Origin of the sequence: Dyadobacter jejuensis (assembly GCF_003149085.1) — a bacterium.
GTDB lineage: Bacteria > Bacteroidota > Bacteroidia > Cytophagales > Spirosomataceae > Dyadobacter > Dyadobacter jejuensis.
On sequence record NZ_QGDT01000003.1, the window covers coordinates 362,509 to 381,283 of the forward strand.

Annotated in this window: 15 protein-coding genes; 2 read left to right on the top strand and 13 right to left on the bottom strand. The window is 43.4% G+C overall.

Going from position 1 to position 18,775, the window contains the following annotated elements:
- The first annotated feature begins 87 nt into the window (after positions 1 to 87).
- Positions 88 to 1,098 (top strand): type I glyceraldehyde-3-phosphate dehydrogenase, encoded by a 1,011-nt coding sequence (gene gap / locus CLV98_RS08440; protein ID WP_109673868.1) that lies wholly within the window; start codon positions 88 to 90, stop codon positions 1,096 to 1,098.
- Positions 1,099 to 1,172: 74 nt separating this feature from the next.
- Here the strand turns inward: gap and trmB are convergent, their stop codons facing one another.
- The 7 genes from trmB to CLV98_RS08480 all read right to left on the bottom strand — a co-directional run bounded on the left by trmB (position 1,173) and on the right by CLV98_RS08480 (position 10,363).
- Complete coding sequence (gene trmB, locus CLV98_RS08445) at positions 1,173 to 1,832, bottom strand: tRNA (guanosine(46)-N7)-methyltransferase TrmB (protein ID WP_109673869.1); 660 nt, start codon at positions 1,830 to 1,832, stop codon at positions 1,173 to 1,175.
- 13 nt (positions 1,833 to 1,845) lie between these two features.
- Positions 1,846 to 3,144 carry a bifunctional folylpolyglutamate synthase/dihydrofolate synthase gene (locus CLV98_RS08450; RefSeq protein WP_109673870.1) on the bottom strand — a complete coding sequence of 433 codons (1,299 nt, stop codon included), beginning with the start codon at positions 3,142 to 3,144 and terminating at the stop codon, positions 1,846 to 1,848.
- Between the two features lie 3 nt (positions 3,145 to 3,147).
- Positions 3,148 to 4,071 carry a hypothetical protein gene (locus CLV98_RS08455; RefSeq protein WP_109673871.1) on the bottom strand — a complete coding sequence of 308 codons (924 nt, stop codon included), beginning with the start codon at positions 4,069 to 4,071 and terminating at the stop codon, positions 3,148 to 3,150.
- 108 nt (positions 4,072 to 4,179) lie between these two features.
- Positions 4,180 to 5,199: an HU domain-containing protein gene (locus tag CLV98_RS08460; protein ID WP_109673872.1), complete on the bottom strand. Its 1,020-nt coding sequence runs from the start codon at positions 5,197 to 5,199 to the stop codon at positions 4,180 to 4,182.
- Positions 5,200 to 5,230: 31 nt separating this feature from the next.
- Entirely contained in the window at positions 5,231 to 6,913 is a 1,683-nt protein-coding gene (locus CLV98_RS08465) for a TonB-dependent receptor (RefSeq protein WP_146202248.1), read from the bottom strand.
- A 34-nt stretch (positions 6,914 to 6,947) separates the two neighbouring features.
- Positions 6,948 to 9,959, bottom strand: a complete 3,012-nt coding sequence (locus CLV98_RS08475) for a tetratricopeptide repeat protein (protein WP_229203268.1) — start codon at positions 9,957 to 9,959, stop codon at positions 6,948 to 6,950.
- 152 nt (positions 9,960 to 10,111) lie between these two features.
- Positions 10,112 to 10,363, bottom strand: a complete 252-nt coding sequence (locus CLV98_RS08480; protein ID WP_109673875.1) for a hypothetical protein — start codon at positions 10,361 to 10,363, stop codon at positions 10,112 to 10,114.
- Positions 10,364 to 10,390: 27 nt separating this feature from the next.
- Between CLV98_RS08480 and CLV98_RS08485 the strand changes: the two genes are divergently transcribed.
- Entirely contained in the window at positions 10,391 to 11,434 is a 1,044-nt protein-coding gene (locus CLV98_RS08485) for a tetratricopeptide repeat protein (protein WP_109673876.1), read from the top strand.
- 37 nt (positions 11,435 to 11,471) lie between these two features.
- Here CLV98_RS08485 and menD read toward each other — a convergent pair whose 3' ends face one another.
- From menD to CLV98_RS08515, 6 genes are all read right to left on the bottom strand, one after another.
- Positions 11,472 to 13,196 (bottom strand): 2-succinyl-5-enolpyruvyl-6-hydroxy-3-cyclohexene-1-carboxylic-acid synthase, encoded by a 1,725-nt coding sequence (gene menD, locus CLV98_RS08490; protein WP_109673877.1) that lies wholly within the window; start codon positions 13,194 to 13,196, stop codon positions 11,472 to 11,474.
- Positions 13,197 to 13,264: 68 nt separating this feature from the next.
- Positions 13,265 to 14,128 (bottom strand): sigma-70 family RNA polymerase sigma factor, encoded by an 864-nt coding sequence (locus CLV98_RS08495; RefSeq protein WP_025761602.1) that lies wholly within the window; start codon positions 14,126 to 14,128, stop codon positions 13,265 to 13,267.
- A gap of 68 nt (positions 14,129 to 14,196) precedes the next feature.
- Complete coding sequence (gene pnp, locus CLV98_RS08500; RefSeq protein WP_109673878.1) at positions 14,197 to 16,332, bottom strand: polyribonucleotide nucleotidyltransferase; 2,136 nt, start codon at positions 16,330 to 16,332, stop codon at positions 14,197 to 14,199.
- 117 nt (positions 16,333 to 16,449) lie between these two features.
- On the bottom strand, positions 16,450 to 16,725 hold the full coding sequence (gene rpsO, locus CLV98_RS08505; protein ID WP_109673879.1) for a 30S ribosomal protein S15: 276 nt from the start codon (positions 16,723 to 16,725) through the stop codon (positions 16,450 to 16,452).
- A 102-nt stretch (positions 16,726 to 16,827) separates the two neighbouring features.
- Positions 16,828 to 18,318 (bottom strand): LptF/LptG family permease, encoded by a 1,491-nt coding sequence (locus CLV98_RS08510; RefSeq protein ID WP_109673880.1) that lies wholly within the window; start codon positions 18,316 to 18,318, stop codon positions 16,828 to 16,830.
- A complete protein-coding gene (locus CLV98_RS08515) occupies positions 18,318 to 18,710 on the bottom strand; it encodes an START-like domain-containing protein (RefSeq protein WP_109673881.1) in 393 nt (130 codons plus the stop codon). The genes CLV98_RS08510 and CLV98_RS08515 overlap by 1 nt, the downstream gene beginning before the upstream one ends.
- Between the last annotated feature and the right edge of the window lie 65 nt (positions 18,711 to 18,775).

Below are 18,775 nucleotides of genomic sequence, written 5' to 3' on the forward strand. Positions count from 1 at the left end.
TCCCTTCCTTATCAAATTGTGTTTTTCCTCGTTATATCGGCTATTTTTTATTAATATTGCCGTCAGAAAACATAATATAACTTCAACATGTCAAAAGTAAAAGTTGCAATTAACGGATTCGGAAGAATCGGACGCCTGGTTTACCGTCAAATTTATAATATGGACGGAATCGATATAGTAGCCATCAATGATTTGACTAGCCCTTCTGTTTTAGCTCATCTTCTTAAATATGATACAGCTCAAGGACGTTTCGATCAGGATGTAAAGTCTACCGACAATTCCATTATCGTAAATGGTGAAGAAATCAATATCTACGCACAGCGTGACCCCGCTCAAATTCCCTGGGCTAATCACGATGTAGACGTTGTACTTGAATGTACTGGTTTCTTTGCTAGCGAAGAAGGTGCTTCTAAGCATATTACAGCTGGTGCCAAAAAAGTAGTGATCTCTGCTCCTGCTACTGGAAATGTTAAAACTATCGTGTTTAACGTAAACCATAATGAATTAGACGGATCAGAAACCATTATCAGTGGTGCCTCATGTACTACCAACTGCTTGGCACCAATGGCACAAGTATTGGAAGATCAATTTGGTATTGTAAACGGCTTGATGACTACCATCCACGCTTATACCAACGATCAAAATACCCAAGATTCACCTCATGCTAAAGGCGATTTGAGAAGAGCACGTGCTGCGGCTCAAAACATCGTTCCAAACAGTACAGGTGCTGCAAAAGCCATCGGATTGGTACTTCCTTCATTGAAAGGCAAATTGGACGGTTCTGCTCAGCGGGTTCCAACCCTTACAGGATCTCTTACCGAGCTTACTGTAATTCTTGGTAAAGAAACTACTGTAGAGGAAGTGAATGCAGCTATGAAGGCCGCAGCCAATGAAAGCTATGGCTACACAGAGGATCAAATCGTAAGCAGCGATATTATCGGAATTAGCTATGGTTCTCTATTCGACGCTACCCAAACTCGCGTTCAAAATGTAGGCGGAACTCAATTGGTTCGTACGGTTAGCTGGTATGACAATGAAATGTCCTACGTTTCACAGCTTGTACGTACCGTACATTACTTCGCTACCTTGATCAAATAAGTAAGCGATAAACCTAAAAAGGGGGTTCATTATAAATGAACCCCCTTTTTTTATTCCGAACCTTGGGCTTGGCGCTATAATCTAAGACACTCAATAAACTTGATGGTGTAGCCTTTCGAGACGAATATTTTCTCATAATGGGTTTTTACACCATGATGTTTCTCCAAGAGAGGACTACTATAGAGGTCGTCGGTATAATCCAATATTTTGAACTGCGAATCCTCCGAAATCATTTCCAAGGCATAATGATACAGAAAGTCACTATCCGTTTTTAAACAAAAAGAACCTCCAGCCTTTAAATAATAGGCATACTGCTTCAAAAAATTGGGATTAGCCAGACGTTTGGGTTCATCTCGGTCTCTTACCTGAGGATCTGGATGTACCAACCATATTTCATCCACTTCTCCTTTTTCGAAAAACTCGTCGGCATACTGTATTCCAGCCCTCAAGAAAGCAACGTTAGACAGGGACGCTTCTACGGCCGTCCTGCTTCCTCTGGCGATACGATCCCCTTTAATGTCCATACCAATGAAGTTCTTGTCGGGAAACTTTTGGGCTAAACCTACCGTATACTCCCCTTTTCCACAGGCTAACTCCACCACTAGGGGATTATCATTTTGAAAATAAGCGGTATTCCATTTACCTTTTACTTCTGTATACAAGGGTTTCCCGGCTTGTATAATGTTTTCTGCATTATCACAATATTCATAATGCATCATCTTTCTTCTGGGCATTGAATTCTATCTATTATAATTCTATTAAATCAGCTACAACAAATGTACTTCCTCCTACAAAAATGGTATCCGTAGGCTCACTATCCCTTCGGGCTGCTTCCAAGGCTTGGTTAACGTCTGCGAATACCGTCCCTTTTAACCCTCTTTTATATGCTTTATCGGCCAACGCTTCGGCTGATAAAGCTCTGGCGTTTTGTGGTTGGCAAAAGTAATAAACCCCATCTGAGGGAAATAACCCCAACACCCCATCGATATCCTTGTCGGAGACGAAACCTATAACCAGGCGCTTATTACTAGATGGCAACGATATAAATTGCCCTAAGGCCAGAGACAGTCCGGCATAATTATGGCCTGTATCGCAATAAGTGGTAGGACAGCTACCCAGCCGATGCCACCGGCCCTTTAGGCCTGTTATCTCCCCAACCGACCCCAAAGCATCTCTAATATGCGCTGCGGTAAGTGTAAACCCTTTTTGCCTCAATATGGAACTGCTAACGAGCACCCCTCCTAGATTCTTTGCCTGATAATGGCCCATCAAATCCAAATAAAACTCCCCAGCCAATTCCTCGTCGTAGTCATTCTTAACCACCTTCACTAACAACCGATCCGAAAGCATCTCAGGATCGTCCGTTTCAATCAGACCGTCGGCATAAACAATAGGGGCCGAAAGGGCCTCACTATAGGCATTAAAAACGGGAGCGGTTTCAGGATCGTACTCACTAATGACGACCTCCGTATTGGCCTTGATGATCCCAGCCTTTTCGGCAGCAATTTTGGGACGTGTATCGCCCAAAAACTGGACATGGTCGAGACTTACGTTGGTAATTAAGGACAGAATAGGCTTCACAATGTTGGTACTATCGAGCCTTCCACCCATTCCGACCTCGACCACTGCAATATCCACAGCTTCATCTTTGAAGTATTTTAAGGCCAGTGCCACCGTCAATTCGAAAAACGATGGGGAAAGGTTATCGATGTTAGTTATCTGATCACTGACAAACTTCGCTACATAGCCTTCCGACACCGCTATACCGTCGACGCGAATCCGTTCTGTAAACGACTTAAGGTGCGGAGAGGTATATAGTCCAACCCTATAACCTGCCTTTTGAAGAATTGCCGCCAACATATGAGAACTGCTCCCTTTGCCATTGGTTCCCCCAACATGTACTATAGGAAAAAAATCCTGGGGATTACCCAGGATCTCACATAAGGCTATTGTGGTTTCCAGGCCTGGCTTAAACGCCCTGCCACCAACATTTTGAAATACAGGCAGTCTACTGTAAAGATAATCGACCGCCTCTTGATATTGCATATACTATCGAGACCTAATTTTAAAGGTTATAGTCCCCACCGACTCGTCAGGAACGTTGGAAGACTTTGGAATAAATGTAAGTTCACGTACGGCATTCTTATATTGGTTCACTACCGCATAATCGGTTACCGTAGTACTCTGGGTAATGATACTCCTAATTCTTCCATTTTTATCTACTGTGATTTTGAAGGTGATATCGCCAGTGGCATCCGATTGGTCATTGACCTCAGGCTTCCGCGACCAGCTCCATCCCGAAAGTGAAAGACCAACGGCCGTTCCACCACCACCACCAGCACCTTTATAGGTCTTGGCAAACAAACTACCCGTCTTAACTCCTTTGTCACCTACGCCGTCGGCATCGTCGCCGTTATTATTGCCTCCTACGCCGGCTTTGGTACCATTGGTTCCATTGCTCCCCCCCTTACTGCCTGAAGACTTGAACAAAGCATCCTTATTGACCGTTTTAGTGGGGGTGGTCTTGGCTGCTGGAGTAGACGAATTGGCCGATCCTGTCGAGTTTTTAACCTCCGATTTTTCTGGACTCTCCACCGGACTATCGACTTTCGAAGCGATTACAGGACGCTCAGCAACGGTTTTGGTGGGCTTATTCGACTGTATTTTAGGAGGTGTAGGGGGGCTAGGTTTGGGTGTAGAAACCGCCTTAACCTTTTTAACCTCGGCCGCATCCGCACGCATATTTTCAGCGACCTTCGAATCGCTTGGCTTATTAAATGTCTGTATATCACCCCTTCCTACCGTACTAGTGCCATAGTTGACCTCCACGAAGAGTTCCATAGGTTCGGCCTTCTTCAGATTACTATTAAGTTTAATAAAAAAGAATAACAAGAGCATTCCAAGCGTAATGCCTATGGACATGGCCCATGAAACAGTTATTCTTTGCTTATCTTCTGCTTGTAATGCGAGCATATGACAGTTAAAATTATTGATTGATACACTTCAACGTAAAAATAATACCTTTTATTATAACGGCGAAAAGGGCCTACGGCCCCTTTCTTCCTAGCTTTTGGTCGTACACTAACGTACCTTATAGACCCATCCGGGTTCTCCAATAATCTTTTTCAAGTCCACATTGGCTTTAAGAGCCAATTGTTGATCGTCGAAGCCCTGAACGGCTACCTTGTATTTCGAAGAATATTTATCTACTCCCACGATACAAGCTTCGGTATAGCCCTCCTGCTTCATTCTATCCATCAAAACTTGCGCTTGCTTCCTTCCTTTAAACGCGCCCGCTATCAAATAGTACTTGGGTTCCTTTACTTCCACTATCTTCTGAACTTCTATCATCTCCTCCTTTGGCTCAGGCTCCACCACCAGCGAATCCACGACAGCGCTTGCCATAGCCTCCTCAGGCACTATTTCCATATGGGTTTCAACGGGTGTTGGATCCACTTCCAATGGTTGTGTTACCGCTACAAATGGATTTAGATCACTTTTATTAATCGACCCACCCTCGGCCATCCAAAAGAAACTAAAATAACATAAGAAACCCGCTAACACGGCGGCAGATGCCCATTGATACCATTTTATACTTCCAGAGGTGGTTTCTGTAGACTGCTGTTCGTAAAACGCAACCTCTTCGACCGCTTCCATTGGCGACACCACGGGATTATTCCGTTCCACCAACTTAACGGGAATGGGTTCAAAACCATACCACTCATCTTTAATAAACTGATTTTTGTTCGGTTCAAAAACCAATTTTCCTTCTACATTCTTACCAAATGTACCGACCCCATTTATCTCGGTACTACCAGATTGGGCAATATCGGTCCGCAAGGAGAGTACAAAGGCCTTTATTTTCAAAATTGCCTCTTGATGGGTGATCGACTCTTTACGAGAAAGATAGTTGGCCAAAAAGCCGTCGTCTTGACTCACAAATTCATTGAAGGATAACTTCCTAGTGGAGGGTACAAATTTACCCTTGGCTGTATCGAAATAAGCCAAAACCTCATGACTCAGTAGTGCCCCAAAACCGGGTATCACCAAGAATTCATGTTCTTTAACCAAGCTATTGATCATCGCTTCCATGTGTGCCATACCGATTTATTGTGTTGATGTTAACACGAAGTTAAAAAGAAAAGGACAATCCACCAATAAAGTTTAATCCCTGCTGTGGATAATACTGATATCTCTGATACTGTTTCCCCAGAACGTTATTGATGGCTACAAAAGCTGAAAAGTTTTGGGTTAATAGGTAGTCTATCTTCAGATTAAGGTCAGCGACTACCGGAAGCTTTTGAACTTGGCCACTTTGGAAATTCTTGGCTTTCATTCCTTTCAACACATAGAAATCGGAGGTAATAAACAATTTCTTACTAATCGACAGGGCATTAAACCAATTGACGGTGAGGTCGGGACGGTGCCAGGCTTGCTCAGTCTGATCCATTTTATAGTCGAAAAAATTGACTTTAAGAGAGGTTTTAAACAGATCATTGAAATTATATCCCGCCTGTGCCGATAAGGTAAGCACCTTGGTTTTACCGGGATCGTATATAATCGAAAACTTGGATGTGTCGGCCAGAGAGTTATTAAAATTATAAAAATTACGATACTGAGCGAATGAAACCTTACCCTCATAATTGAATCCTTGCGGGTCTTCTCCCTTCACACCGGCACTAAGGTCGTAGGTTTTTTCGGTATTGACAATCAATACATTAGAACCTAGCCATTGGTTTTCATTCAACATACTTTTTAGCGTGTTACGAACAATGTCTCCATTATAATTGGCAAAAATATGAATTCCTGCTATCGGAGTAACATCGATATTCAGCTTAGGAAAGGCCTTGGTTTTATTGATATCCAACTCACTATCCGTTTCATTAACGGCGTTAAGTCCAAATGTTACTGAAAAAAAATCTGACACATATTTGAAGGTAGGACTCACCCTAAACAGATTCCGATTATAAGTAAGCCGGTCGACCCGCTGTGACACATAAGCATCGGCATTTAAAAGCGCATAAAATGACTCTGAAATAGGCACTGAGGCTTTTAACTGGGTTCCCCAGTCTAGTTCTGAAGCCTTATAATGATCTTTCAGAGAATTTAAGCTGGTCTTGACCGAATAGTCGACGGCCACATCAGCATCCGTGTTTTCGAATCCCAATGAAAAGCCAAATTGATTGATGGTTTGCCTTAAACTATCCCGATTGACCGACTGGCTTTCTGGTTGCGGCTTATATCCATAAAAATAGTAGTTTTTCCGGTCATACTCTAGGCTCCCATCCACCTTATAGCGAGGTTGGATATATTTACCCCCTAGCCGAATATTGGTCATAGCATTGGCCGAATTCTTGCCATCCACGGGTCCAGTACCACTTGAAAGTTGTTTCAATTGGGCAGAAAATGCCAAATCTTCGGTAGGCCTAGCTCCTACAAAGGCCTCTCCTAAGAATCGGCTGTAGTTGCCGGCACCTAGTTTGATGTAATTATTGAGTACCTCGGGGCCGTCTAGGCGTTCTTTATCGTCGGATGACAGCCCTACCGTGGGTGTCAACTTTGGGGAGGCTATCGATATATTGGGGTCGATTAACTCGTAGCCTACCTTGGTCTTCTTTTGATCGGCCGATACGGGCTGTACTTTATCGAATAGTCGGTTGGCTGTACCAAACTCGATACTTTTCTCTTTGATAATTTCATAGGTCTGACTTTCTATTTCCCCCCTTTGTGCCTTGGCTTGTAGCATGGTCATACCCAGGGTCAACATAACCAATCCAGCACGTTCTATATTGATGTTCATGAGTCTAATTTTCATTTGATACGGTTCCCGTTAAAAAATAGGGTAAAACTTATTTTAACTGACTAAGCTTGCTCTTTGCCAAGGTTACAGCATCTTCATCATCACTATTGTCGATGATAGACACCAAGGTGGCCCTTGCCTGAGCTACATCGTTCATACCCACATATACATCGGCCAGTAGGATAAACGATCGTACGCGCCAGTAGTCATAGCCTTCATAGGATTTCCCTAATTCGATGATCGCCTTTTCGGCATCGGCATATTTCTTGTTTTTATAGAGAATCATAGCCGACCAGTAGCTAGCTTCGGCGCCAAACTCATCTTTAGAACTTGCCATGATCTTCTTAAATTCTTCCTGGGCTTTTGTAAGATCCCCTTTGTCCATCGGCACTTTCCCCATATAAATCTGGGCTTTGCCTAGGCTACCAGGAACTATATTACCGACATTGACGATCTCCCTCGCAAAATACAGGGTAGAGTCATAATTCTTTAGAGTATAATAATTGTCCATCAGACCGGTCCACGCCTGCACCTGCTCCTTCTTGCTCTCTGCATTCTTAAGAAAAGTACGGAAATTGGCAACGGCATTATTATAATTGCCACGTCCAATCTCCAACTCCGCCGAACGCTGTGCAGCAGCGGCAATAAAGGTAGAACGATTGTCCTGAACTACTTTTCTGAAATACTCCAGGGCTTGATCGATTTGCCCCATTTTATCATAAGAACTACCTATAAAATACCGGGCATCGTACTGATGCTTACTATTGGGGTAGCTATCCAAAAATCCTTTCAGGGAGGTGATGGCATTTTCATATTTCTGTGCGTAGTACAAATTGCGCACATTGTCAAATTCTACCTCCTCCAATTTGGAGTTCCCGGGGTTGTTTTTACGAACAACCGCCAATACCTGATTAAACTCTTCGGGGCGTCCTACCGCCGAATAGCTTTCCTGGATTCCCTCCAGCGCGCTGCTAGAAGATGGTGAATCAGGGTATTCGGCCAATATTTTTTTGAAGTCTACAATGGCCTGCTCATATACCTGAAGGTTATAATAAGACTGAGCTCTTTTAAGTAAGGCTGCAGGAATCAAGAAACTCTTGGGCTTTTCGTTGATCATCCGCGTATAGCCTTTCACTGCTGCAGAATAACTCTGGTTCTGGAAATCGATATCCGCTATCTGAAAATAAGCATCATCCAAATAACGCGAACCAGGAAATTGGCTGATCAACAATTCGAACTGACGGCGCGCTTCCTGTTCCCTTTTCATATACACAAAGGCACGGGCCTTCTGAAACATCGCATAATCCTTGTCGCTTTTCCCTCTTACCGCCACTTGCTCATAGGTATTTATGGCCTCGTCGTAGTTTTTGGCGGCCAAATAACAGTCCGCCAGACGGGTATGCGCATCTTCGATTACCGAACCAACTATTCCCTCGGTGTTGGCCACGAAGTCTTTAAAATAAGGTAAGGCTTGGCTGTACTTCTTCTGGTTATAATACACATAACCCAGGGCATACAGACTCTTCCTTGCATAAATACCAGCCTTAGGATTTTTGGCTATCATATTGTACTGGCGTACCGCATCGTCTATCTTTTTTAAACCGTAGGTCGACTCTGCCTTATAATAACTAGCGGCAATATAAAGTTCTTCGTCGATAGGATACTGAATCGATTTGTCGAAAAAGGCAATCGCATTCGAAAACCGCTCTTGGTTAAACTCGGCCACTCCCTGGTTGTAAGTGAGCCGTTGATACGTCCCATTTATTTTAGCATTTCGCTTTGCTAAACCCTCAATGTACTTTATAGCACCAGCGTTATTACTGGCGTTGGTATAGCCTTCGGCCACCAACTCTGTCGCTTCTTCCCGATGCTTACTGTCTGGATAAGCCGCCAAGTATTCATTGAACTCCCTAATGGCGTCGTTATTGTTTCCCATATCCAACTGTACCTTGGCATGGTTATAAGCCGACTCTTCCTGCACCGTAAGGTTATGATTCAGGTTGGCTGCATTCCCAAAGGACGTTAAAGCATAACTTAAATTAGACGTCTTTAAATAACTGATTCCCAGTAGATATGAAGAGTACTGCGAAATAGAATCCTTCCCGTTTCCAAGACTTTTCAGGGCGGTTATAGAAGCATCGTACTTCCCTGTTCTGAAGAGTGAGTGACCATAATGGAGTGCCACTGAAGGGAGAATTTGTCCAGGTTTCATCCTTTTGTATCGCTCATAAGCGCTCACGGCCTTTTCATACTCTCCTTTTTCGTAATAGACCTCGGCTACATAAAGGGCTACGTCGTCGAGTTTAGTATTTCCTTTCTGGTTTGCTAAAACCCTTTCCCCATATTTTAAAAGTTCATCATAATTCTTTTGTTGATATAAGGAGGAAATAATCCAGTTAGGCGCTTCATCCTTATAATAAGGATGATTTTCTACCCGAAGAAAGTCACTATAGGCCTCCTGAAAGTTATTCTTTTGGTAATTGATTACTCCAGCGTAAAACGAAGCGTCGCCGGCATTTTCAAAGTCCGTTACATTTTTCAACTGATTGAAAAGCGGCAATGCCTGATCGACCTGCTGAGTATTATAATAAGCCATGGCCAATTGATAAGTGCTAGACAACTTCTTACCGGAGTTGCCAGCAGAAGTTACCGCCTTTTCTAAATAAGAGATGGCCTTCTCATAATTCCCCGCCTGGTAATAGTAGTTACCCAAATCGGAATATATTTGCTGTGCCTTCGGATGTTCTGCATGATTTTTTACGAAACGATCGACCTGAACCTCCGCCTCCGGATAATTAAGATACAAGCCTGTTACCGCAAAATAGTACTCAGCAGTAACCTTATTATAATCCCCTGTACTTAACAGCTTATCTTGGGTCGATAAAAACTCCCCAAATTCTTGTCTTGCGGCTATAAAGTTAGATTTTTCATAATACTCCAGACCATTCCGAAAATGTGCTTCAGGCTCTGTTAGGCTTAGGGTATTTTGAGCTACCAGTGGACTAGCCCCAGCACATAATAAAACACCGAGCGTATAGGCACCTTTATTTTTCTGCATCATATTGGGGCGCAATTTATTTTGAGCTTTTTTACGGTTTATTGACATATATATATGAAAGTCGAGTTATTAAGGGCCTTACCCTCTTTTTTTCTTGCTATTTAACGTTAAGGGCACCAAATGCGTATATTTTATATTCAATGCAGCATATTCCATTAAAATAATATCTCATTTCGTTTTAATGATAACTGAAAATCGTGGTGCATGGAGTCGAACTTCTCCGTGATGGCTTCTATAAAAGGATCGTCTACCACGGTTTCTATTTCCTCCGGACCCGATACTTCATATTGCTCAATTTTGTAAGTTTGTTCATACAAACCCGATTCTACCTTTATAATGTACTTATTGTTCCATTGATATAGGCCAATTTTGTAACGGTTATTGGGAATATCTTTTATATGTCGCATTTATTCATCTATTTATAGTCCTACTGAATGTTCAAATTTAACGGAAGCGTATATTTTACGCTACTTATAATACTAATTAATTTACAGCTCACCGGCTGTAGTTCCCAAAGCAAAAAGGATGCCTCCGATTTCTTTTTGAAAGCTAACGCCGCTTTGGCCAAAAATAATTACGAAGAAGCCTTAAAATGGTATGACGAGGCCATCGCTAAAAATGAGGATTTTTCAGATGCCTATTTAAACAAAGGCATTGTACTTACCAAACTTCATCGTACCGAATTGGCCTATGAATGTCTGACCACGGCCTTAGCCAAGGACCCTACCCTCTTGCAAGCCCATATGGCACGCGCAGAGGTGGCCTTGTTATTAGGTAAAATACAAATCGCACAAGAGGACCTTTCATCCATAAAAACCGCCTACCAGGATTCCAGTCATTACTATCTGGTAAGTGGGAATCTGCTCACCCAACAGGGGCAGCCTGGACAGGCTTTAACAGCGTACGACCGAGCCATTCAGCTGGCTTCTGACCATGTAGAGGCATATGTAAACAGAGGTTATTTATATTATCATGAAAACAATCTTAAACTAGCTGAACAAGATTTTCTACAGGCCCTAAAAATTAACCCCACTCAAACGGAGGCGTTAAACAACTTAGGGCTCATCGCCACTCAAAACCAACAATACCCATTAGCACAGGGCTATTTCGACAGGGCCTTACAACTGAAACCAAACGATGCCTATTCCCTAAATAACCTAGGATATGTGCTCCTACAATTGAATGAGAATGAGCAAGCCCTCAAAAATATTCAAAAATCCATTACCATCCTGCCTACAAACGGCTATGCGCATAGGAATCTGGGGCTTTATTATGCCCAACAATCCGACTGGGCTAAGGCCATAACAGCCTTTCAAAAAGCGATAGAGATAGCCGATCCGGTCGATGGGCTCTATGCAGCAGCAGGAATGGCCTATTTTAAATCGGGTCAAGCAGCTACAGCCTGTAAGCTTTGGACTCAGGGCCAATTATTAAAAGACTCCACCGCCATCCAATACTTACAAGCACATTGCAAGTAGTAGCCTCCCGCCCACGGTCCACCCGGCTCATCCCCTATTACAAATGGGCTTTTAAAAAAGCCTTTAGGCCCTTCCAGGCGGCCTGATTATCTTCTGTAACGGTTTGTACTTCTAATATGACGCAGGTGGTCGCTTTGGCTAACAAATCGACCCCGCGTTGTAAGTCGTCAATGGTGGTAACAGGAATATACGGTACGCCGGCATCCTGAGCCGTATGTTGGGCTGTTAGGCTATGGGCAGTCCTAAAGAACTCCTTGTTTTCGGGCAACTTTGCCGGGCCATCTATCATGGTAAATATGTCCCCACCGCCATTATTCAGGATAATAATTTTAAGGTTTTCGGGCAGGTGCTGGACAAGAAGACCATTGCGATCGTAAAAAAAGGATATATCCCCTATAATCAGATAGACCGGCATGGCCACTGCCAAGGCGGCCCCAATGGCCGTACTCATACAACCATCTATCCCACTGGTACCCCTGTTGGCATATACAACCACATTTTCAGGGTGTGGGAGCTGCAATACATTGGCATACCTGACCGACATACTGTTGCCCAGCTGAAGCTGGTAGGGCCCATGTAGGCGTTTAAAAATAAAATCTAACGCCGATAAATCGGTTAATGATGATAGCTTCTGAATATATCGATCCAGTAAGATGGACGATTTAAGGTCAAACTCTTCCCAGAGTGCATAATAGGCTTCCCTACTATCGGCCTCGTTATTCTCTACAAAGTTTTGAAAATCTATTTTCTCATACAGGGTATCGAAAAAATAACCAGGCGATACTGGAATGATCTCCGTCACGGAACGCAAGGGGTCGGCCAATATGCCATCGGGGCTAATATGCCAGTGCACCGTAGCTGGGTTATTTCTAAGAAATAGCTTAAGTTCCTTCGAAATAAAAGACATACCAGCCGTGATAAGCAGCTCCGGCTGAAGCCGATCATCGGTTTGGGCGCCTAAAAACAAATCATGATGCCTAATTACATATTCTGGCAGGTCTACATTCGAAATTACATCAGCCACAACGGGTATGGCCAGGTCCTCGGCCAAGTTCGACAGTGAATTCCAATAGGCATCATTCCATGGGAGTTGGCCTATGGCTATCAATATTTTGTCATAACTATCCCAGGTATCCAATAAGCTATGCCAATGGGTGGTACTCAGCTGGGGTACGGCATCCGTTTTGGCGATGGCCCGCACCGTGGCGCTTTTTCTCCATACATCCGTTTCGGTAGGATAAAAGGGCTCTCTGATGGGGATATTAATATGCACGGGTCCTAGGGGAACCGCAGTAGCCAACAGATAGGCCTCGTTTGCCACTCTGTTGCTATGCCAAAGGGCATCAGCGTGCCGATCGTCCACCACGATCTCGAAGCTACTTTTGACATGCTTCCCAAAGATTCCCGACTGAAAAATCGTTTGGCCGTCGTATTGGTGAATCCACTCCGCCGGGCGATCGGCCGACAGCACCAATAAAGGCACCTGTTGGAAGAAAGCTTCTACAACAGAAGGTGCAAAATTATAAACGGCACTTCCTGAAGTACACACCAGTACTGTTGGCTGACGAGCCTGCTGGGCGATGCCCAATGCGATAAAACCCGCAGAGCGTTCGTCCATAACGGCTTGTACCTGAAAGCCTCCATGCCGGATAAAAGCCAGGCTGATGGCAGCACTACGAGAGCCTGGTGAGAGTACCACATGACGTACTCCTTGCAGGAAAAGCAATTCGGCTAAGTCTATAAGGGGTTGTATTACGGCCATTTTATTAATTTAAGACAAAAAAGGCCTCTTGCGAGGCCTTTAATTTCATTAGGAAATCATACTGGGTGTTAGCCCAAATAAGTTTTCAACGCTTTACTTCTAGACACATGCCGCAATCTACGAATCGCTTTTTCTTTGATCTGGCGTACCCGCTCGCGGGTCAAGTTAAACTTCTCGCCTATTTCTTCCAGGGTCATGGCATGCTCTCCATTCAATCCAAAATACAAGGCTATTACATCGGCTTCCCGTTGGGTAAGCGTACATAATGCCCTTTGTACCTCCTTGCGTAGAGATTCATTCACAAGACCGGAATCAGGCTTATCTTCCAGGTCATTTTCTAAAACATCTAAGAGGCTATTTTCCTCCCCTTGAACGAATGGAGCATCCATCGAGACGTGTCTACCAGATATTTTCATGGTATCGACTACCTCCGATGAAGTGATCTCCAATACCTCCGCTAACTCTTCTGGAGAAGGCTCTCTTTCGAAACGTTGCTCCAGTTCTGAAAAAGTTTTAGAGATTTTATTTAGAGAACCAACCCGGTTAAGTGGCAAGCGAACAATACGAGATTGCTCAGCCAAAGCCTGAAGGATCGATTGGCGTATCCACCATACGGCATAGGAAATAAACTTGAAACCACGAGTTTCGTCGAAGCGTTGAGCTGCTTTAATCAAGCCAAGATTTCCTTCATTGATCAAGTCACCTAGGGACAATCCTTGGTTTTGGTACTGCTTTGCAACAGACACCACGAAACGCAAGTTTGCTTTTGTAAGTCTTTCAAGAGCAAGCTGATCTCCGTCCCTGATTTTTTGAGCCAATGTCACTTCCTCGTCCGGCGTTAACAAATCAACCTTCCCGATTTCCTGTAAATACTTGTCTAAAGACTGACTTTCACGGTTGGTTATTTGTTTACTGATCTTTAGCTGTCTCATCTATAATCCTATATTAAATATGTTTGTTTAATGACATTAAAAAATGCCCTCTACACAAAAACAACGTTTTAGGCGTTTTTGTTCTCTGGCTTAGGAAGTAATACTTTACGAGACAAGCGATATTTACCTGTTTTCTTGTCAACCTCCACCAATTTCACCTGTATATCCTCTCCTACCTCAAGTACTCCGTCCATTTTCTCCAGACGTTCCCACTTAATTTCAGAAATATGCAACAAACCGTCTTTGCCAGGAAGGAATTCAACGAATGCACCGAAAGGCATTATTGACTTCACCTTACCGGTATAAAGCTCCCCAATTTCCGGTACCAAAATGATTCCTTTAATACGGGCAACGGCCTTGTCCATGGCGGCTTTATCGGCCGAGAAAATGCTTACAAATCCGGCTCCATCTTTCTCTTCAATGGATACGGTAGCACCAGACTCCTTCTGAATATCTTGAACTACTTTACCTCCAGGTCCAATTACAGCACCGATCATCTCCCGGTCGATTTTTATTACGACGGCACGAGGGGTATGAGGTTTCAGATCTGCACGACTTTCTTTTAGGGTTTTATTCATTTCCCCCAAAATATGCAGCCTACCGGCTTTAGCTTGCAACAACGCTTCCGTCAAAACATCGAAAGAAAGGCCATTCACCTTCATATCCATTTGACAAGCTGTAATTCCTTTCTCAGTACCAGTTACCTTGAAATCCATATCTCCCAGATGATCTTCATCACCAAGGATATCCGACAACACGGCATATTGACCCGTCTTCTCATCGGAGATCAACCCCATGGCGATACCTGACACAGGAGCCTTAATTTTCAATCCTGAATCCATCAATGCCAATGAACCCGCACAAACGGTAGCCATAGATGAAGATCCATTAGATTCCAAAATATCGGAAACGATACGGATGGTATACGGATTATCTTCTCCTTGTGGCAATACTTTCTTCAAAGCACGCAAGGCTAGGTTACCATGTCCTACTTCCCTACGACCCGGTCCACGGTTAGGCTTCACCTCTCCTGTCGAAAATCCAGGGAAGTTGTAATGAAGCATGAACTTGCTATAGCCGTATTTCATGGGGGTATCGACAATCTGCTCATCGTTTTTGGTTCCCAAGGTTACCGTAGTAAGCGACTGCGTCTCTCCTCTTGTAAACAAGGCTGATCCATGAGCGTTGGGTAAGAAATCGACCTCAGAGGCAATCGGACGAACTTGGTCCAACTTACGACCGTCCAAACGTTTCCGTTCATCGAGTACCAACCTACGAGAAGCTTCCCATACTAGATCGTTAAAATATCTTTTGGCAAGAGCGGCATTGAACTCTTCTTCTTCGGCAACACCTGCCATAAACTCCTCCCACACGGCTTTAAAACCGTCTTTTCTCACTTGCTTATTATTGGACTCTAGTCCAGCAACCTTATAGATGGCGTCGTAGCATGCAGCACGCAACCGAGCCTCTAGGTCTTCGTCGGATTCGTCACCTACGTATTCACGCTTTTCAGTCTTCCCTACGGCTATTTCAAATTCTTGGATAGCGGCGCATTGTACCTTAATGGCCTCATGGGCTACTTGTAAGGCTTCAATAATTTCTTCTTCCGAAACTTCGTCCATCTCCCCTTCTACCATGGCGATGTCGTTCAGAGTGGCACCTACCATGAGGTCTAAGGTAGCCGACTCCAACTGAGCATAGGTTGGGTTAATGATCAACTGTCCGTCTACTTTCGCTACGCGAACTTCCGATACGGGCCCATTGAAAGGGATATCTGAAGCGGCAAGGGCAGCAGATGCGGCCAAAGCGGCTAATGCGTCGGGAACCGCTTCTTCATCGGCAGAAAGTAAAACGATGTTTACTTGAGTCTCCGCATGATAATCGTCGGGGAATAGAGGACGTAATACCCTATCGACCAACCGACATACCAACACTTCGTGGTCGGAAAGCTTCCCTTCTCTACGCTGAAAACTACCAGGAATACGACCCGCAGAGGCAAATTTCTCTTGATAGTCGACCGATAACGGTAAAAAATCGAGTCCTTCCTTAATTTCTTTATTGGCCACTACGGTGGCTAAGAGCATGGTTTTTCCCAAACGAACCACTACGGATCCGTCGGCTTGCTTCGCTAATTTTCCCGTTTCGATCGTAATCTCCCTGCCATCTGGTAAGGGTATAGTCTTAGTAACTATATTGAAAAGCATAGAATGTTTGATATTTGTGTAGCTTATTAAACGCCAGTTTGACGTTTTAATTATTTCTAGATAAAATCCGCAAAAAATCAGGGAACTTTACTAATACTAAAGTTCCCTGATTTTACCTTACTTACGAATATTCAATTCGGCAATAATCGCACGGTAGCGATTAATGTCATTTTTGTAAAGATAATCCAACAATCTTCTACGCTTACCTACCATCTTCAGTAGACCTAGCCTTGTATCGTTATCTTTTTTATGCGTTTTCAAGTGCTCGTTCAAATAATTGATACGATACGTGAATAGCGCAATTTGTGATTCGGCAGATCCCGTATCGGCACCTTCCTTTTTAAAACCTTTAGCCTCGAAGATCTCTCTCTTCTTTTCCGCGGTCAAATACATGATTCTAACAACAGATTAAATAAATAATAAAAATTCAGCTCCTTGCTGAAATAAGTTTGCAAAAGTACGATTTATTTTCTAAAAAATGAAATTAATGGTGCCTTATGATTGAATAAGCGTGGTTTTCTGAAATCTACTTGCTATTTTGCCCTTTATCTTTTTGATCACCATCTGATAATTGTCTTTTTCGAAGAGTCGGGAGTCGCTCCTTGCCCGGTCTACAAAGTACAAACCAACCACTAGCAATATAGAGTTGGCCAACCAAGCTCCTACTGCCACCTCCAAAAGACCGTCTTTAACAAACTTATCTCCCTGAATGGTGAGCACATAAAGGAGGATGAAAAATATAATCGAGACCAATACAGGTACTCCAAACCCTCCCTTTTTGATAATGGCTCCCAATGGTGCTCCTATCAAAAACATAATTAAGCAAGAAATTGCCTGAGTATACTTATGATGAATCTCTAATTTGTATTTATTAGCATCTTTTAGTTGCCCTTGTAAGTAACTATAGTTCGATTCGGCATAACTCCCCATGCTGGTAGCAGCCGAATGAGCGTTCTTGACGATTTCTACCTTCATCGAATCCTTTACCGAAACCTGTAACAACGAGTCTATCCATTTTCCCTTTTCGATGGGCACCTTGGAGGGCTGCCGGTACTGATAGGTAAAATAATTGCGGCTATTGGGCACCAAATTTTGAGTACCCTGCTTGTAAACCCCTCCCAAAGAATCGGCCGATTTACTCAGATCGGCAATATTCTTCATAAACTCATGATATTTGAACTGATCCTCATTGGTACGCTTAACCCCGAAGGAAGCCAGACTCTCTACGAGTTTATAATGCTTAAATGAATTTCGCTGGAAGTTGGATGGTCTGGTCTCATTGGTCGCTGTCGAAACATAGGAGGTGTTCCGGTTGGTGTTATTGACCAGATCGTTGTACATGGTACCGTTATAGAGCTCTATAACCAGATACCCATTATTATGGATGGAGTACATCCGACCCGAATCTGCCAGGATAATCTGCGTGTTACCCACTTCATAAGCGCGTTGATCGTGCTTGTAGATCACCATACCGATCAATTTACCATTATCGAGTTTTTTATCGACCTTGATACTATAGCCCGGTAAATCGTTATAAAATATACCCTCCTTAATTTTTAGGGTGGCTTTCGCCGTTTTAATATCGTACAACAGGCTGTAGCCCTTTAGGTTAGCCCAGGGCGAAATCCTATCGTTAAAAAAAAACGAAAATATACTGATGCCCACCGCCACAATAAAAAGCGGAAGCATCGCCCTGGTTACTGAAATTCCCGCGCTTTTAATGGCCGTTAGTTCGAAGAACTCCCCCAAATTACCAAAGGCCATCAGCGACGACAGGAGCATGGCCAAAGGCAAGGCAGTTGGAACAGTTATTAGGCTAAAGTAAAAGAACAGTTGGGCATAATCCATGAACCCCAAGTCCTTTGAGACAAAATCGTCAATATAAAAGATCATGATTTTCATTAAGAAAATAAAAACCACGACCGACATGGTAATCACAAAAGGACCCCAAAATGATTTTAGGATAAGCTTGTCCAGCTTTTTCATCAACTTCCTACTATTTCTTTTAAAGATTCTAAAAAGCCATTCCAGATAAACTCCATCTCTTCGGTATCCTTGTTTGATGAATATTCTACCACTCTTAGGAAGGTCGTTTGGGTTAACTCACTTACCTCTAATTTTAGTTCCACAAAGTTATTATCCAAATTGTCTTCGCTCGTATCCAGGAACTCAAAATGAACGGATTTATTGACCCGGATCCCCGTCAGTTGCGCCCGATGACTATCCCCATCCCATTCAAAATCAAATATTTGATCGGGCAAGATGGTCACCTTCTCGGCGAACCATTGCTCCAGCCCTGATGGGGTAGATATATAAGGAAATAATACTTTCGGTGAGGAACGAAGCTCGAATTCAGCAACAAATTTATATTTTTCCATATCTGCAACAGCGTAAAATTGTTTAAGAATGCATGCCTAAGCACCTTATTGGGCTTAGAAAGTTG

Bases quoted from the DNA above. Each gene is read 5' to 3' on its own strand.
- gap (WP_109673868.1), top strand. From the start codon at position 88: ATGTCAAAAGTAAAAGTTGCAATTAACGGATTCGGAAGAATCGGACGC.
- trmB (WP_109673869.1), bottom strand. From the start codon at position 1,832: ATGCCCAGAAGAAAGATGATGCATTATGAATATTGTGATAATGCAGAA.
- CLV98_RS08450 (WP_109673870.1), bottom strand. From the start codon at position 3,144: ATGCAATATCAAGAGGCGGTCGATTATCTTTACAGTAGACTGCCTGTA.
- CLV98_RS08455 (WP_109673871.1), bottom strand. From the start codon at position 4,071: ATGCTCGCATTACAAGCAGAAGATAAGCAAAGAATAACTGTTTCATGG.
- CLV98_RS08460 (WP_109673872.1), bottom strand. From the start codon at position 5,199: ATGGCACACATGGAAGCGATGATCAATAGCTTGGTTAAAGAACATGAA.
- CLV98_RS08465 (WP_146202248.1), bottom strand. From the start codon at position 6,913: ATGAAAATTAGACTCATGAACATCAATATAGAACGTGCTGGATTGGTT.
- CLV98_RS08475 (WP_229203268.1), bottom strand. From the start codon at position 9,959: ATGATGCAGAAAAATAAAGGTGCCTATACGCTCGGTGTTTTATTATGT.
- CLV98_RS08480 (WP_109673875.1), bottom strand. From the start codon at position 10,363: ATGCGACATATAAAAGATATTCCCAATAACCGTTACAAAATTGGCCTA.
- CLV98_RS08485 (WP_109673876.1), top strand. From the start codon at position 10,391: ATGTTCAAATTTAACGGAAGCGTATATTTTACGCTACTTATAATACTA.
- menD (WP_109673877.1), bottom strand. From the start codon at position 13,196: ATGGCCGTAATACAACCCCTTATAGACTTAGCCGAATTGCTTTTCCTG.
- CLV98_RS08495 (WP_025761602.1), bottom strand. From the start codon at position 14,128: ATGAGACAGCTAAAGATCAGTAAACAAATAACCAACCGTGAAAGTCAG.
- pnp (WP_109673878.1), bottom strand. From the start codon at position 16,332: ATGCTTTTCAATATAGTTACTAAGACTATACCCTTACCAGATGGCAGG.
- rpsO (WP_109673879.1), bottom strand. From the start codon at position 16,725: ATGTATTTGACCGCGGAAAAGAAGAGAGAGATCTTCGAGGCTAAAGGT.
- CLV98_RS08510 (WP_109673880.1), bottom strand. From the start codon at position 18,318: ATGAAAAAGCTGGACAAGCTTATCCTAAAATCATTTTGGGGTCCTTTT.
- CLV98_RS08515 (WP_109673881.1), bottom strand. From the start codon at position 18,710: ATGGAAAAATATAAATTTGTTGCTGAATTCGAGCTTCGTTCCTCACCG.